Genomic DNA, 15,328 nt, shown 5'->3' on the forward strand with positions numbered 1-15,328 from the left:
GTCGCTGCGTTTCGTTTCCGTCGCTGCGTTGTCTGCTGAGGAGGCGAACTATACGCCCGCAGCCTGACCTCGTCAACACCTTATTTTCAAAATATGCGCTGTTTTTACAGATTTCATCGCAAGACATTGATTCAAAAAAGAATAAAAACTGAAACAAATTGAATGTCGATGCTAACGTCCCGCCATTTGCTGGTGACTACCGGGATTTCCCGGCAGGAAAATCGTGCAGGATGGTCAAATCAGCAAATCATTTCGCTGTTTATACGCATTTTTCATTTTTCTGCTTACTGACAACAACCCCTTATCGATTTCTGGATAGAAAGCGAAGCTCTCTTTCAGGGAAAGGGCGGGGGAAAGGGGAATCGATGGGAAGGCTGCCGAATTAAATGCCTGGTCGGAAGGCCCGGCTTTGCCGGGTCCAGTACAAACGCACCGAATAACATTGTCAGCAGCCTGAACAGCGCCCGCTGGGCGCTGTTGTTTGCGGAAGCAGATAGGGGCTTACAGTACGTAGCGGGCCAGGTCTTCACGCTGGGACAGCATGTCCAGCTTGCCATCCACATAGTGCGCGTCGATCTTGCAGCTGCCACTGCGCGCATCGAAGGAGACTTCTTCCAACAGTTTTTCCATCACGGTATACAGACGGCGCGCACCGATGTTTTCGGTTTTTTCGTTCACCTGCCAGGCTATCTCGGCCAGGCGACGAATACCGGACTCCTCGAATTCCAGCTCCACGCCTTCGGTCGCCAGCAGTGCCTGGTATTGGCGGGTGAGGCAGGCATCGGTGCTGGTGAGGATTTGCACGAAGTCGTCCACCGACAGCGAGGAGAGTTCTACCCGGATGGGCAGACGGCCTTGCAGTTCCGGGATGAGGTCGGACGGCTTGGACAGCTGGAAGGCGCCGGAGGCAATGAACAGGATGTGGTCGGTCTTGACCATGCCGTATTTGGTGGTGACGGTAGTGCCCTCCACCAGCGGCAGCAGGTCGCGCTGCACACCGGCGCGGGAGACATCGGCGCCCTGCCCTTCCGAGCGGCTGGTGACCTTGTCGATTTCATCGAGGAAGACAATGCCGTTCTGCTCGACGTTCTTCATGGCTTCGGCCTTGAGTTCGTCTTCGTTGACCAGCTTGGCGGCTTCTTCGTCGATCAGCAGCTTGAAGGCTTCTGCCACTTTGAGCTTGCTGGCCTTCTTCTTGCCGGCATTCATGCCCTGGAACATGTTTTGCAACTGGCTGGAGAAGTCTTCCATGCCCGGCGGAGCAAAGATTTCCATCTTGGACTGCGGCGCAGCCACTTCGATTTCGATTTCCTTGTCGTCCAGCTTGCCCTCGCGCAGCATCTTGCGGAATTTCTGCCGGGTGTGGCCGTCTTCGGGCTTGCTGTCTTCGGCTTGCGGTTCGCCAAAGAAACCGGGGGCGCTGCGCGCCGGTGGCAGCAGTACATCGAGGATGCGGTCTTCGGCGGCATCTTCAGCGCGCACGCGGTTGCGCTTGATGGCGGCGTCGCGGGTTTCCTTGATGGCGACTTCCACCAGGTCGCGGATGATGGTGTCGACGTCGCGGCCGACATAACCGACTTCGGTGAACTTGGTGGCTTCCACTTTAATGAAGGGCGCGCCGGACAGACGGGCCAGGCGACGGGCGATTTCGGTCTTGCCGACGCCGGTGGGGCCAATCATCAGAATGTTCTTGGGGGTGATTTCGCTGCGCAGCGGCTCGGCCACTTGCTGGCGACGCCAGCGATTGCGCAAGGCAATGGCGACGGCGCGCTTGGCGGCGTCCTGGCCAATGATGTGCTTGTTGAGTTCGTGAACGATTTCTTGCGGGGTCATTTGCGTCATGACGGTACTCCCGGCCACGCCGGCATGCCTGCGCTGGCCTGTGAATCTGTGGGAATGAAGGCTGGGTTTATTGCGCCGCCGGCTGGGTTTCTTCTCCCAGCGTTTCGATAAGGTGGTTCTGGTTGGTGTAGATACAGATGTCGCCAGCGATTTCCAGCGACTTCTTCACCACCACGGCCGGATCCAGTTCGGTATTTTCAAACAGTGCGCGCGCGGCAGACTGGGCAAACGCTCCGCCCGAGCCAATGGCGGCAATGCCTTGCTCCGGCTCCAGCACGTCACCGTTACCGGTAATGATGAGGGTGGCTTCCTTGTCAGCCACAATCAGCATGGCTTCCAGCCGACGCAGCATGCGGTCGGTGCGCCAGTCCTTGGCCAGCTCCACCGCCGAACGCACCAGATGGCCCTGGTGTTTTTCCAGCTTGGCCTCGAAACGCTCGAACAGGGTGAAGGCATCAGCCGTGCCGCCGGCAAAGCCCGCCAGTACCTTGCCCTGATACAGGCGGCGGATTTTGCGCGCCGTGGACTTGATCACGATATTGCCCAGGGTTACCTGGCCGTCGCCGCCCAGCGCCACGCGCTCGCCGCGACGGACGGAGACGATGGTGGTTCCGTCAAACTGCTGCATGTTCTGTTCCAGTCTATTGAATGTGTCTGCGCCAGACTGACGCGTAATGTGCAATATGCAGCCATTCAGGGCGATTACAAGACAACCCTTTGGCACACATGGCTTATTGCGGTGAAGGCGCTACTGATCTTAATAATTGCTAATGATAATAATTTGCATTATCATTTTTTACCATGAATCTCCGACTCCAAACTACTGCAAACAGACTGCCTTCTGCGGCATTTCTGGGAAGCTGCAGCCTGCACGGGCTGGCATTGCTGCTGTTGGCAAGCTGGTTGGCCACCACGCCTCCGGTGACCCTGCCGCAGCTGGCCAGCCTGCCGGCCATGACCCTGGCAGCACCCAGCGCGCCAGCGCCTTCTGCTGCGGTTCCGGTGACACCGCCCAAGCAAAGCAAGCCAACGCCGGTAGCGAAACCGGCCACGCCCCGGCCTGTTGCCAAGACGGCAGCCAAGCCCACAGCACAGCCTGTCGCACGTTCGTCCGTCGCGCCAAGCCCGTCGGCGGCCCCGGCGGAAACAAGCAACCATGTGGCGGCACCTGCTGCTGCACCAGCGGTGGCGACGCCAGCGGCACCGGCGCCACAGGTGCAGGAGCCCTTGTACCGCGGCGGCTATCTGAATAACCCCAAGCCGACCTACCCGCCGCTATCCATTGAAATGGAAGAAACCGGCACGGTGCGCCTGCGGGTGCAGGTGAGCGCCCAAGGCTTGCCGGTGTCGGTGGAGCTGGAGCACAGCAGCGGTTTTCCCCGGCTGGACCGCGCCGCGCAGACTGCGGTACGCGGCTGGAAATTCATTCCGGCCAAGCGTGGTGATGAAGCCATTCCTTATACCTTTATTGTTCCCGTCGAATTTTCCCTGAAGAACTTGCGCAAACCATGAAGCTACTGACTGTCTTTCAACAAGGGGACGTTGTGCTGAGCACGACGTTCATGATTCTCATTCTCATGTCTATTGCAACCTGGTCGCTCATTTTGCAGCGCGGGGTGCAGACTTACCGCCTGCGACGCGCCAACCGTCAGGCGGAAGCCGCGTTGTGGGATGCGCCTGACTGGTCGAGCGCCGAACAGGCACTGGCTGACTCCACCGCGCCGATGGCGCATATCACCCGTGAAGGCCTGGCCGCGCTGCGCCATCACCAGCAGCATGCCGAACGTTCTCTGGGCAAGGCTTGTGACCTGAACGAGTTTGTCACCCGCGCCATCCGCAAGGCACTGGCACAGGAAATTGCCCGTCAGGAAAGCGGCATGACCGTGCTGGCATCCGTCGGCTCGACTGCGCCGTTCATCGGCCTGTTTGGCACGGTATGGGGGATTTACCACGCGCTGGTGAATATCGGCACGGCAGGCCAGGTGAGCATTGCCACGGTGGCCGGCCCCATCGGTGAAGCGCTGATTGCCACTGCGGCAGGCCTGGCAGCCGCCATTCCTGCGGTATTGGCTTACAACACGTTTACCCGTACGCAACGGGTACTGTCACAGCAGCTGGACCATTTTGCCCATGACCTGCACGCCCAGTTGCTGACCCAGCCGGAGTCTGGCCATGGCATTCGGTAGTTTCGACAAAGGGCCCGGCGCGCCCATGGCCGAGATCAACACCACCCCGCTGGTGGATGTGATGCTGGTGCTGCTGGTGGTATTCATCATTACCGCGCCGCTGCTGACCAATAGCGTGAAGCTGGACCTGCCCCAGGCTGCCGCCGCGGCGCATCAGGACAAGCCGGAGCAGATCCGCCTGTCCATCAATGCCGCCGGGGCCTTGTTCTGGAATGACCAGCCGGTCAGCCAGAGTGCCCTGGCCGCCCGCTTTGCCGCTGCCGTGCAATCCAACCCCAAGGTGGAACTGAACTTGCGCGCCGACAAGAGCGTGCGCTACGAGCTGGTGGCCACCACGCTGGCCACCGCGCAGCAAAACGGCATCAGCCGCATCGGCTTTCTGACCGAAGCGCCCTAGCCGCCACCTACCGCTGTTCTGACAACCGGCCCGTCACGGGGGTGGCTGGCCGGTTGTTGTACTCCCCTGTCCTTGTCTGCTGCACCCCATGCTGCCCACTCAGCATGCGGGAACGGCTGCGTCACGCCCATGCGCAGACCGGGACTTTGCTTTCTGCAGTTGCTTTCTGTGATTGGCACACAATAAAAGAGGATTAAATGAAACAAAGCTTGCAACAATCGCCTCACCTTGCGCAGCGCAAGCTGCCCACACGCGTGGCAGTCGGCATGCTGGCGGTGGCACTGAGCCCCAGCCTGGCACTGGCGGCAGAAACCGGCCAGACCCTGGAGACGGTTACCGTGGAGGGCGAAGCCCCGGTACGCGACACCTACAAGACGGAAACCACCAGCATTGGCAAAACCAAGCAGCAGCTGCGTGACATTCCGCAATCCATCACCGTGGTAAACCAGCAGCTGATGCAGGACCAGGGCGTGGCCACGCTCAAGGATGCACTGCGCAACGTGCCGGGCATCACCTTTGCGGCGGGTGAAGGCGGCCGCAGCGGCGACCAGGTGGTGATTCGCGGCTTCTCCGCCGCCACCGATACCTATCGCGACGGCATGCGTGACATCGGCCAGTACAACCGCGATGCCTTCAACGACGAAAAGGTGGAAGTCCTGAAGGGTGCCAGTTCCATGCTGTTTGGCCGTGGTTCCACCGGCGGGGTGGTGAATCAGGTCAGCAAATCGCCGTATCTGGGCAACAAGCTGGAGGGCGACCTCACCATCGGCACCAATGACTACCAGCGCGTGACGGCCGACATCAACCAGATGACCGGCGATCACTCTGCAGTACGGCTGAACCTGATGGACACGCACGACGGCAGCGACCGCGGCGCGGCCAAAAACGAGCGCTGGGGCATTGCGCCTTCCGTCGCATTTGGCCTGGGAGAGCCCACCACCGTGGTGCTGTCCTACATGCATCAGGAAGAAAACAATGTGCCGGACTACGGCGTGCCGTACAACTCGGTCACACGCCAACCCTTGAGCGTGGATCGCAGCAAGTTCTACGGTTTTGACAGTGACTACGAAAAGACCAGCGCTGATATCGTCACCGCCAAAGTCACCCACGATTTTGGCAATGGCACCGAGCTGAGCAACCAGTTGCGCTATAACCGCTTCTGGCGTGATGTCAGCCCCACCGCGCCACGCCTGGCCAGCAGCGACACCAGCGCCACCGGCCTGATGCGCCGCAGCAAGCCGATGCGCGACGGTGTGGACCAGTCCGTCAACAACCAGACCGACCTGACCACCCGCTTTGCCACGGGTGACATCCGCCACACCCTGCTGACCGGGCTGGAACTGACTTACGAGCTGTCCGACACCAGCCGTTACGCCCTGCTCAATACCCTGCCCACCACCACCATTGGCAACCCGGTATCCTCCACCGCCTACAACGCGGCCCGCTATCGCAGCAGCAATACCAAGTTCCAGGCCAGCGACATTGCCCTGTACGGCATGGACACCATCGAACTGACCCGCCAGTGGAAAGCGGTGCTGGGTGCACGGTTTGACCGCTTCGAGGGGGATTACAATGTGCGCGGCTTCAATTCCAACGGCAGCGTGAACAGCAGCAACACCTACGACCTTTCCCGCACGGATAATGTGTGGAGCTGGCGCAGCGGCCTGATCTGGCAGCCGGACATGGCCCAGTCCTACTACTTCAGCTACGGCACCTCGTTCAACCCCTCTGGCGAAACCTATTCGCTGGACAAGGCTACCGCCAAGGTAGACCCGGAAAAGAACCGCAATATCGAGCTGGGTGCCAAGTGGGACTTGCTGGATGGCGATGCCAGCCTGCGTGCGGCACTGTTCCGCATTGAAAAAACCAACGAGCGCAATACCGACCCGGACGACACCACGCTGGTCACCTTGTCCGGCAAGCGGCACACCAACGGGATTGAACTGGAAGGCAGCGGCCGCCTGACCGAGCGCTGGGAAATCTTTGCCGGTGTCACCTTCATGGATTCCAAGATCGACAAAGCCGCACCCGGCCTGAACAGCACCACCGGCAAGATGCCACGCTACACACCGCGTGCCACCGGCAATATCTGGACCACGTACAAGTTTACCGACCAGATTACCGGCGGCATTGGTGCCACCTACGTGGGCAAGCGCTATGCCAACGAGACCAACACCTTGTATCTGCCGTCCTACACGGTGGCCAATGCCATGCTCAGTTATGAAACCAAGCATTACCGCCTGCAGTTGAACCTGAACAACCTGGGCAACAAGACCTACTACGACGGTGCCTATACCGGCCATGCCACCGTGGGTACCCCACGCGAAGCACAGCTGACCATCGGCCTGAAATACTAAGCCTCTGCGCCGGCCGCGCCTCACTGCGGCTGGCGCTTTTCTACCTGACCGGCGCCAGCGCTTTTGTCGTCAACCAGCGCCCGGTACACGCGGAGTCAAACCCATGCTGCTTCACATCCCCGACGTCCTTACCCCCGAAGAACTGGCCCATGGCCGCATGCTGCTCTCCCAGGCCGACTGGGCCGATGGCCGCATCACCGCGGGCAGCCAGTCCGCCCAGGTCAAACGCAATCTGCAACTGCCCCAGCACCTGGACATTGCCCGCGAGCTGCAAGCCATGGTGGAAGCAGCGCTCAAACGCAATGCCCTGTTTTTTTCGGCAGCCCTGCCCAAAACCGTATTTCCCCCCCTGTTCAACTGCTATCAGGGCGGCATGGACTTTGGCAATCATGTAGACAATGCGGTGCGTAGCCACCCCTTCGACCAGAGCTGGGTGCGCACCGATGTGTCCTGCACCCTGTTCTTCAGCCAGCCGGATGAATACGACGGCGGGGAACTGGTGGTGGAAGATACCTATGGCCTGCACAGTGTGAAGCTGCCTGCCGGCGACATGGTGCTCTACCCCTCCACCAGCCTGCACCGCGTTGAACCGGTTACCCGCGGTGCGCGCATTGCCTCGTTTTTCTGGACCCAAAGCATGATCCGGGACGACACCAAACGCAGCCTGCTGTTTGACATGGACATGGCCATTTCACAGCTGCGCCAGCAGCACGGCGACACCAAGGAGCTGGTGACCCTGACTGCCAGTTATCACAACTTGCTGCGCATGTGGGCGGATCTCTGACCGCACAACTGTTTTCTGGTCAAAAGATTGGAAAAACCTGATCGCTGTCATGAAAAATTTCGGCATGTCTAAGTAAAGTTACCAAGAACTCTACTTAATCGACATATCCAGCACGGATATCTATGCGGAAGCCCACCATGGCGAGCCAGATCCACCCATCCCAAAGCCGGGAAGTGCAATTGAAGGAAGATGAGCTGATTGTCACCAAGACGGACAGCACCGGCCACATTACCTATGCCAACCGCGTCTTCATGCAGCTGGCCGAATATCCGGAAAGCGAGCTCCTCGGCAAGCCACACAATCTGATTCGCCACCCGGACATGCCACGCGGTGTATACCGGCTGATGTGGAAAACCCTGCAGGCTGGGCGCGAGTTTTTCGGCGTGGTCAAAAACTATACCGCCAGCGGCAATTACTACTGGGTGCTGGCCAATGTCACGCCGGACTACGACAGCAAGAACAAGCTGGAAGGTTATTTCTCGGTACGGCGTCCACCCGGCCGGCGCGCAGTGGAAACCGTGATTCCCATATACGCCCGCATGTGCCAGCTGGAAAGCACACTGAACAAGGCAAGCGCACCGGACGCCTCCATGGAATGGCTGCTGGCCGAACTGGACAAGCAGGGCCACAGCTATGAAAGCTTTGTGCTGTCCTTGCTGGACCCCCACCTTTCCACCGGGAGGTCTGCCTGATGGCCCGCCGCACCTCACCCTTTTTGCGAACCCGGCTGGGCTTCTGGCTGATCGGCTTCAATGTACTCACCATCTGCACCGTACTGGCATCCTTGCTGCTGCCCGATAGCTGGCGTCTGGCGGTAGAAGTGTTCCTGGTTTTGTTGTCGCTACTGCTCTCGGGCATGATCTGGCTGGGCAGCGGGCGCATTTTTGCCGTGCTGAACACCCTGCACGAACAACTGGGTTATGCCTGTGATGGCGAATTGCACCATCGCGCCTCGCGCACCCGCGACATGGGTGAAGTCGGCCTGGTGGCCTGGGAGCTGAACGATTTTCTTGACCTGGTGGAAACCTATTTCAAGGAAATCAATACCAGCTTCCGTCGCGTCAGCGAGAACGACTACAGCCGACGTCCGCTCAGCCAGGGCCTGCCCGGCATGTTTGCCGAATCGCTGCAGAATGTGGACAGCGCCATCCAGGCCATGGCGGACAACGATGGTTACATCCGCAAGAATCGCCTGTCTTCCCAGCTGGCAGCCCTAAACAACCCGCATCTGCGTAACAACCTGGCCAGCAATCAGAACGATCTCACCCAGATCAGCACCGCCATGGATCAGGTCTCCAGCATCACCCGCGACACGGCCAGTACCTCGCGTGACAGCCTGGAGAGTGCCACCCTGCTGACCGGTCATATGGATACGATTGCCGGCAGCGTGGTCAGCATGAACGATGCCAGCACCGCTCTTGCTCAGGAGTGGACGGGCATTGAATCCTCGCTGGCCGCCATTTCCGCCATTGCCGACCAGACCAATCTGCTGGCGCTGAATGCCGCCATTGAAGCGGCTCGCGCCGGCGAAATGGGACGCGGCTTTGCCGTGGTGGCGGATGAAGTACGCAAACTGGCCGAACGCAGCAAGGACACCGCACACCGGGTACAGTCGGTGCTGGGCAGCCTGTCCAGCCGCATCAGCGACATGCATGCCCGTGCCAGTGAAGCCGGCACGGTAGCCGCAGAAGTCAAGGCTTCGGTAGAAACCTTCCACCAGCGTTTTGCCACCCTCGCGGAACAGTCCGATACCGTGCTGGGACAAGTCCAGCGCGTGCGCGACATGTCGCAGGTATCGCTACAAAAAGTCGGCCACGTCATGTACAAGCAAATGGCCTACCACGCCATTGAAGAAGGTGCCGGGCTGCCACTGGGTAATGACCTGACATCCTGGTGTCAGGGCGAAGGCCGGAACAGCTTCGGCGCGACCCGCGCCTTCGGTCAGCTGGCACCAGCGGATGAACGTGTCGGCAAAGGCGCTGAACTGGCGCTGTCCACCGCCAGCAACAAGCAGACGCTGGACGAAGACGCCATCATCCAGCACATGCGGGTGCTGGAACAGGATAGTGCCCAGATCCTGCAGTTACTGGACCGCATGGTGGAAGAAAAGCATCTGCACTGACCAGCTTGCTGCGGGGCTTGCCACTTCCATAGCACTATGCCCGGCTACGCCGGGCCGTCCTGTCCGCCGTTTGATTTCACAGGCGGCCCCGCGCGCCACTACCTTTCTACTGCCAGTTGATGAAGATTGCAGAAGTTGGAGGGGCTTTTGACCAGTCAGCTTCGCTTGCCAGGCGGAAATCACGGGAATCCGGCCGATAATGAAAAACAGCCCTGACGGGCTGTTTTTCATTCTGCCTGCGTGGTTAACGCCGCCCGGCCTCAAACAGGAACCAGCAGCGGCGCTCGGTTTCATCCAGCCAGTTCTCAATCAGGCTGGCCGCCGCGATATCGCGGTGCTCCTCGCATACCGCATGTGCCTCACGCAGCCTGCCAGCCAGGGCTGCATTATCCTCGCGCAGTTCCGCCAGCATATCCTCCGGTGTGACATAAACAGCATCGTTATCCTTGATGCGTTGCTGACGCGCAATGTGGCCGATCGAGCGCAATGTCGTGCCACCCACCTTGCGCACCCGCTCCGCCAGTGGGTCGGTCATCGCATATAGCTGATCGCCCTGCTCATCCAGCAGCAAATGGTAATCGCGGAAATGCGGCCCACTGACATGCCAGTGAAAGTTCTTTGTTTTCAGGTAAAGCGCAAAGGCATCTGCCAGCAAGCCGTTCAAGGCGGCGCTGATGTCGCGGGAAGCCGTTGAACCCAGGTCGCTGGGGGTATGCAAGGCGGCATCGGGACGGGCATGCAGGGCCGGGGTGTGTGTTGCTTGGGTCATGACAGGATATCTCCTCAGAAAATGGGACAGCATCCAGTGGCTTACGCTGCTTGTGAGAAGCTATTTTTCTCACCCCCTCCGGGCAAGCCTGCATTTCTGATTGAACGGGCGAATTTTCCCAACTACCCACTTCTCCTCTTCACCTGGCCGCCCCGGCAGCAGACCTGCCATCCATAGCGATGCGCAAACCCTATCCCGATCCGTTCCTCTCCGACACCAGAAACATCATAATTTACGTAAATATTTAATGTATTTCATTACATAAATAACAAAATTGATCTTGATAGATTTTTTCATCCAAAAAATACGGAAAAACTCGCCATGAATATGTAGCAACAAAACAGGGAATTCCAGGATCAGACAGGTATCACTCAGCAATTGGCCGGGAAGACGGGTGCCCAAAAACACCAGGCCAGCCGGAAAATTGGCACACACTGGAACAGGGGCTCAAAAGCCAGCTTGGGAGTTGGCTTGGGAGTTGGCTTGGGAGTTGGGCCTGACACTACGCACGCCCTGTGCATGCAGAAAAAACAGGCGTTTGAAATAAAGTGCTGACTAGGTAATTGCCACAATGCGCTTTATGGCAAAGGCATGCAAAACTGCAATATGGAACAAGAACGTGCCTGCTGTTCAGATAGCACGGTCAGGAGACAGGCAAGATCATGAAACATCTATTTGGTGCACTGCTTGGTGGCGTGACTGCTGCGGCATTCGCACACCGCTTGCTGAGCGGCTCCAGCAGACTGGTGATTGATGTCAGCTCGAGCGAGGAGTTTCATGCCGGGCATATTCCGGGCGCACGTTCACTCCCGCTGGAGCAGCTGGAACAACAGGCTGCCAGCACCATTCCGACACCGGAAACCCCGTTCACCCTGTATTGCCGCACCGGCGAGCGCGCCAAGCTGGCCGCCGCCCGCTTGCGCAGCCTTGGCTACACCCATATCGAGAGTGTCAGCGGCATGCACGAAGCCATGCAGAAGCTGCACCAGCTGTTGTAAATGCGCGCGTTGTTGAACCTATTTGTCTGGACCAAAGCCGAAACTGGCCAGTTCATCCGCTTCCAGGTAGCGCCACTGCCCTTCGTCCAGATCACCCAACACGACTGAACCCACGCTCAGGCGGTGCAAATCCATTACCCGGTTACCTGCCGCAGCCACCATGCGCTTCACCTGATGATATTTGCCCTGGGTGATGGTCATGCGGATGGTGATTTCATCGACCACCTCGACCTGGTCTGCCGCAATCTTTTCGTTGTCGTCCTTGAGAAACACCCCGGCCAGCAGATGCCGTACCAGATCGTCCACCACCGGATGCTTGAGGGTTACTTCATAGCACTTGGGCACATGGCGCTTGGGCGAGCTCAGGGCATGCACAAACTGGCCGTCATTGGTCAGCAGCAGCAGGCCGGTCGTGTCGACGTCCAGTCGTCCGACTGCTGATATGCCCAGATTGCCAAATTGCCAGGGCAGCAAGGTATACACACTGGGATGGTGCATGGGCTTGTGCGAGGTTTCATAGCCATCCGGCTTGTGCAGCAGGATATAAATGGCGCCATCCTGCAATGGCCACGGTTCGCCATCGACCACCAGTTCTTCGATGTCGGCGGGCAGGTATTCCTGGCGGTAGTCCTCGGCCACTTCGCCATTGATTTCCACCAAACCGTATTCCACCAGCTTGCGGCATTCCTTGCGGCTGCCGAAGCCCTGCTGTTGCAATAATCTGTAGAGTTCCATGGCGAAATGTTAGCACGCCCCCCGCCCGCCGGCATGGCTACCGCCCGGCCATGACCCGGTCCGCAGGCTTGCCTATGATGGAACAGTCGCCATCCCACTCACCTGCGGGGACAGCCCTGATGACTTTTCCACGCCTGGCCCTGCGCGGCCTTGCCACCATTCGCCATGTTCGGTTCCGGCTACTGCACGCGCTGAGCACCAGCACGCTGCTGTTTGTTCCGGCCATGCTGTTTGCCCTCAGCGATCAACCCGCCAGCTGGATTTTTCCGTTCACGCTGAGTGCCGCCTATTCGATGATGATCGTGCTGCTGGCCAAGCGCCTGAGTCTGTACTCCCTCGCAGGCTTGCCGGCCATGCAATGGCTGGGTCAGGCCTGTATCGGCAAGGACTGGCTGATGTTGCCGGTGCTGGCGGGCATGCTGCTGATCATGGCCAGGGTCTCGCGGCGCGGCTTGCACAAGGGCATGCAGTTCTGGGTATTCAGCCTGCTGCTGGCCAATATGATGCCCGCGTCCCCACTGCCCGCCGGGCAACACGCGTTGCTGGCGTTTTGCGGGGCGGTTTACGGCCTGTTGTTGGGTCGATACGGTCTGGCGGACTGGCACCGGGTATTACCAGGTGCCGCGCGCGATGATGTCCGGCGCTATGCCTGGCACTTGCTGTTGTGCGGATGTCTGGCCTGGCTGGCCGGGGGAAGATGGCATCTGCCCCATACCTGGTGGCTGCCGGTGCTGGTGGTCGGCATTATCGATCCCTCGCCACAACGCATGCTATGGCTGGTGAAGGAGCGGGTATACGGCACCTTGCTGGGCGGCGTGCTGGCGGCACTGCTGGCCTGGTGGCAGCCGCCACCGGCCATCCACATGCTGATCATGTGTCTGGTTCTCACCACGGCGCTGATGCTGATGCAACGCAGCTTCCGCGGTTTTATTGCCGGGCTGACCCTGCTGGTGCTTTCCGTCATGCCGGTGGCACAGGTGCAGCATGGCGTGGTGGAACGGGTGGCCGATACCCTGCTGGTGGGTGTGTTGCTGGGCAGCCTGGCCTGGTGGCTGGAAATGGGTGTCAGGCAACAGCTGCTTCAAAACAGGGCGGGCTGACTGGAGCCTGCCAGACACACCCGGTCGCGGCCTTGTGCCTTGGCCTGGTACAGCGCGGCATCCGCAGCCTGAATCAGACTGGCCGGGTCTTCTCCATGCAGCGGGCAAACAGACAGGCCGATGGACAGGGTAATGTGCAAACGCTGGCCCAGCGCCTGGATGGGCAATTGCCGCACGTCGGCACAGAGTTGTTCCGCTTTTTCACTGGCCACGTCCAGCGCCATTCCCGGCATCAGGATGCAGAACTCCTCGCCACCATAACGGCATACCACGTCGCCACTGCGGAAGCGGTCTCGCAGGAAGGCACCCAGTGCCGCCAATACGGCATCGCCGCAGGGGTGGCCGTGATTGTCATTGATGCGCTTGAAATGATCGGCATCCACCATCATCACCGCCACCGTGCCATTGAGTGCCAGCATGTGCGCCAGCAGACGCGGCAGGATTTCATCCAGATAACGGCGGTTGAACAGGCCGGTCAGCGGGTCGCGCCGCACCTGTTCGCGCAGGCCGACGTGCATGGATTCGATTTCCGCCACATGCTGACGCAAGGCGTCGTTTGCCTCGTGCAGGCTGTGTTCCAGCCGCTTGCGCTCGCTGATGTCGTTGATGCCGCTGATGACATACAGTGATTGGTCGCTATGTACCAGCGAACAGGAAATCAGTGCCCAGAACTGACGGCCATGCGCGTCGTGCAAGCGGACTTCATGATCGCGCACCGCACCCTCGCCATGCAGCAGCCGCGACACCTGCTTGCGTGCTTCCTGGTCGATATAGAAATCCTGCACCCGGCAGCCCGTGTCATTGAGCTGACACTGGAACAGGCTTTCAGCCTGCGCATTGGCATAAATCAGCGTGCCGCCGTCCAGATGACTCATCACCAGCGGGAAGGGGGATGCATCTGCCATCAGCTTCAGCCGGGCTTCGCTTTGAGCCAGTTGCCGGGTGCGCTCCGCCACCTTGGCTTCCAGCGTCTGGTTGGAACGGCGCAGCCAGTCTTCGGCATGACGCCGCTCAGCCACCAGTGCACCAAACACCAGCAAACCCAGCGACTGCACCAGCAACAACATGCCGGCAGTGGCAATACCGCTGAGTCCGGGGTCCTGATAGGCCGCACCGTTATGCAGCAGCACACCGACAAAGGCCAGCAGCACCACCGCTGCGTGCAGGCAATAAGCCAGCGCCAGACGACAGCGAAACGCCACCCACATCAAGGCAATCAGAAACAATGGCCACAGCGACGCCGCCACCCCGTGGCGGAAATCAGCCCAGATGAACTCTACCAGTGCCAGGCTCAGGGTGCTGAGGCTGAGCAAGGCGGTCTCCAGCCAGCCGGCTGGATTGAGCTGCTGTTTGCGGTAAGACGCATGGCTGAGAAACAGCAAGGCAGGCGTCAGCGTCAGGATGCCATTGACCTCGCCCAGCCAGCGGGAAAACAGCCACGGCCAGGGTGACCCGGCAGAAGGCAGCAAGGAGGGGGTGACAAGCAGATAAGCCGGCAGGTTGGCCAGCAGGGTGTTGGCCAGCACGCCGCACCACAGGAACAGCAGCACACCGCTCAGGCGGTGAAATGGCGGCTCCTGCCCGCTGTGCACGCGCAGGAACTGCCCGGCCAGCAAGGCGGCCACGGTTTGCCCTGCGGCCATGCCCACCGCGAGCACCATATGCTGCGGCAACAACCATGCCTGGCCCAGACAGAGGCCCAGTAGCAAGCCGGGCCAGCAAGACCAGCCGCGCAACATGACCTGCGCCAGACAGAAACCGGCCGGCAGCCACAAGGGCGGGGCCAGCCTGCCAAAGTCCACCGAGTACGGCAAACAGACCGACAACCATGTCAGCAGCCACAGTGACAGGGCCTGCCACAGGGCTTGTTTCGCCCGTGTCAGCCAGGGCTGTGCAGATTTGCCAGATGAGAACACGGTTTCTCCCATGCCGCGGCAAAAGACGAAACCTTATCCGTCGTTTGTAGTGCGGTATGGGCAGCAAGAATAGCCAAGACAACGGGATAAATCCACGCTTTCCTGCGAGCCCAAGCCCTTGT

Annotated in this window: 13 protein-coding genes and 1 pseudogene; 9 read left to right on the plus strand and 5 right to left on the minus strand. The window is 59.8% G+C overall.

Going from position 1 to position 15,328, the window contains the following annotated elements; genetic code table 11:
- Window positions 1-501 precede the first annotated feature (501 nt).
- A complete protein-coding gene (hslU, locus tag ACE3SE_RS06495; protein WP_045848449.1) occupies window positions 502-1,842 on the minus strand; it encodes an ATP-dependent protease ATPase subunit HslU in 1,341 nt (446 codons plus the stop codon).
- Between the two features lie 67 nt (window positions 1,843-1,909).
- On the minus strand, window positions 1,910-2,470 hold the full coding sequence (hslV, locus tag ACE3SE_RS06500; RefSeq protein WP_045848450.1) for an ATP-dependent protease subunit HslV: 561 nt from the start codon (window positions 2,468-2,470) through the stop codon (window positions 1,910-1,912).
- 263 nt (window positions 2,471-2,733) lie between these two features.
- Here hslV and ACE3SE_RS06505 point away from each other — a divergent pair, with 263 nt between their 5' ends.
- The 7 genes and pseudogenes from ACE3SE_RS06505 to ACE3SE_RS06535 form a co-directional block, all read left to right on the plus strand.
- Window positions 2,734-3,354 carry an energy transducer TonB gene (locus ACE3SE_RS06505; protein ID WP_131357068.1) on the plus strand — a complete coding sequence of 207 codons (621 nt, stop codon included), beginning with the start codon at window positions 2,734-2,736 and terminating at the stop codon, window positions 3,352-3,354.
- Between the two features lie 65 nt (window positions 3,355-3,419).
- Window positions 3,420-4,028, plus strand: a complete 609-nt coding sequence (locus ACE3SE_RS06510; protein ID WP_374554287.1) for a MotA/TolQ/ExbB proton channel family protein — start codon at window positions 3,420-3,422, stop codon at window positions 4,026-4,028.
- Window positions 4,015-4,425 carry an ExbD/TolR family protein gene (locus ACE3SE_RS06515; protein WP_045848452.1) on the plus strand — a complete coding sequence of 137 codons (411 nt, stop codon included), beginning with the start codon at window positions 4,015-4,017 and terminating at the stop codon, window positions 4,423-4,425. The genes ACE3SE_RS06510 and ACE3SE_RS06515 overlap by 14 nt, the downstream gene beginning before the upstream one ends.
- Window positions 4,426-4,622: 197 nt before the next feature.
- Window positions 4,623-6,782 (plus strand): TonB-dependent receptor, encoded by a 2,160-nt coding sequence (locus ACE3SE_RS06520; RefSeq protein ID WP_374554288.1) that lies wholly within the window; start codon window positions 4,623-4,625, stop codon window positions 6,780-6,782.
- A gap of 103 nt (window positions 6,783-6,885) precedes the next feature.
- Window positions 6,886-7,566 (plus strand): Fe2+-dependent dioxygenase, encoded by a 681-nt coding sequence (locus ACE3SE_RS06525; protein WP_062789601.1) that lies wholly within the window; start codon window positions 6,886-6,888, stop codon window positions 7,564-7,566.
- A gap of 137 nt (window positions 7,567-7,703) precedes the next feature.
- Window positions 7,704-8,258, plus strand: a complete 555-nt coding sequence (locus ACE3SE_RS06530; protein WP_045848458.1) for a PAS domain-containing protein — start codon at window positions 7,704-7,706, stop codon at window positions 8,256-8,258.
- A 767-nt stretch (window positions 8,259-9,025) separates the two neighbouring features.
- Window positions 9,026-9,688 (plus strand): annotated as a pseudogene (locus tag ACE3SE_RS06535) (methyl-accepting chemotaxis protein); the annotation flags it as partial.
- Between the two features lie 244 nt (window positions 9,689-9,932).
- Here ACE3SE_RS06535 and ACE3SE_RS06540 read toward each other — a convergent pair.
- Entirely contained in the window at window positions 9,933-10,457 is a 525-nt protein-coding gene (locus ACE3SE_RS06540) for a Dps family protein (protein ID WP_374554289.1), read from the minus strand.
- A gap of 662 nt (window positions 10,458-11,119) precedes the next feature.
- On the opposite strand from ACE3SE_RS06540, the gene ACE3SE_RS06545 reads away from it, so the two are divergent.
- Window positions 11,120-11,455: a rhodanese-like domain-containing protein gene (locus tag ACE3SE_RS06545; RefSeq protein WP_374554290.1), complete on the plus strand. Its 336-nt coding sequence runs from the start codon at window positions 11,120-11,122 to the stop codon at window positions 11,453-11,455.
- Window positions 11,456-11,473: 18 nt separating this feature from the next.
- Here ACE3SE_RS06545 and ACE3SE_RS06550 read toward each other — a convergent pair whose 3' ends face one another.
- A complete protein-coding gene (locus ACE3SE_RS06550) occupies window positions 11,474-12,190 on the minus strand; it encodes a pseudouridine synthase (protein ID WP_045846334.1) in 717 nt (238 codons plus the stop codon).
- Between the two features lie 119 nt (window positions 12,191-12,309).
- Between ACE3SE_RS06550 and ACE3SE_RS06555 the strand changes: the two genes are divergently transcribed.
- Window positions 12,310-13,290 (plus strand): FUSC family protein, encoded by a 981-nt coding sequence (locus ACE3SE_RS06555; protein ID WP_374554291.1) that lies wholly within the window; start codon window positions 12,310-12,312, stop codon window positions 13,288-13,290.
- Here ACE3SE_RS06555 and ACE3SE_RS06560 read toward each other — a convergent pair.
- Window positions 13,272-15,206 carry a sensor domain-containing diguanylate cyclase gene (locus tag ACE3SE_RS06560; RefSeq protein ID WP_374554292.1) on the minus strand — a complete coding sequence of 645 codons (1,935 nt, stop codon included), beginning with the start codon at window positions 15,204-15,206 and terminating at the stop codon, window positions 13,272-13,274. The two genes, ACE3SE_RS06555 and ACE3SE_RS06560, sit on opposite strands and share 19 nt — an antisense overlap.
- Between the last annotated feature and the right edge of the window lie 122 nt (window positions 15,207-15,328).

The organism is Aquitalea pelogenes (assembly GCF_041914625.1).
GTDB classification, from domain to species: domain Bacteria; phylum Pseudomonadota; class Gammaproteobacteria; order Burkholderiales; family Chromobacteriaceae; genus Aquitalea; species Aquitalea pelogenes.

What these genes read in the sequence shown, in the direction of transcription:
- hslU (WP_045848449.1), bottom strand. Translation starts at nt 1,842, where the DNA reads ATGACGCAAATGACCCCGCAAGAAATCGTTCACGAACTCAACAAGCAC.
- hslV (WP_045848450.1), bottom strand. Translation starts at nt 2,470, where the DNA reads ATGCAGCAGTTTGACGGAACCACCATCGTCTCCGTCCGTCGCGGCGAG.
- ACE3SE_RS06510 (WP_374554287.1), top strand. Translation starts at nt 3,420, where the DNA reads ATGTCTATTGCAACCTGGTCGCTCATTTTGCAGCGCGGGGTGCAGACT.
- ACE3SE_RS06515 (WP_045848452.1), top strand. Translation starts at nt 4,015, where the DNA reads ATGGCATTCGGTAGTTTCGACAAAGGGCCCGGCGCGCCCATGGCCGAG.
- ACE3SE_RS06520 (WP_374554288.1), top strand. Translation starts at nt 4,623, where the DNA reads ATGAAACAAAGCTTGCAACAATCGCCTCACCTTGCGCAGCGCAAGCTG.
- ACE3SE_RS06525 (WP_062789601.1), top strand. Translation starts at nt 6,886, where the DNA reads ATGCTGCTTCACATCCCCGACGTCCTTACCCCCGAAGAACTGGCCCAT.
- ACE3SE_RS06530 (WP_045848458.1), top strand. Translation starts at nt 7,704, where the DNA reads ATGGCGAGCCAGATCCACCCATCCCAAAGCCGGGAAGTGCAATTGAAG.
- ACE3SE_RS06540 (WP_374554289.1), bottom strand. Translation starts at nt 10,457, where the DNA reads ATGACCCAAGCAACACACACCCCGGCCCTGCATGCCCGTCCCGATGCC.
- ACE3SE_RS06545 (WP_374554290.1), top strand. Translation starts at nt 11,120, where the DNA reads ATGAAACATCTATTTGGTGCACTGCTTGGTGGCGTGACTGCTGCGGCA.
- ACE3SE_RS06550 (WP_045846334.1), bottom strand. Translation starts at nt 12,190, where the DNA reads ATGGAACTCTACAGATTATTGCAACAGCAGGGCTTCGGCAGCCGCAAG.
- ACE3SE_RS06555 (WP_374554291.1), top strand. Translation starts at nt 12,310, where the DNA reads ATGACTTTTCCACGCCTGGCCCTGCGCGGCCTTGCCACCATTCGCCAT.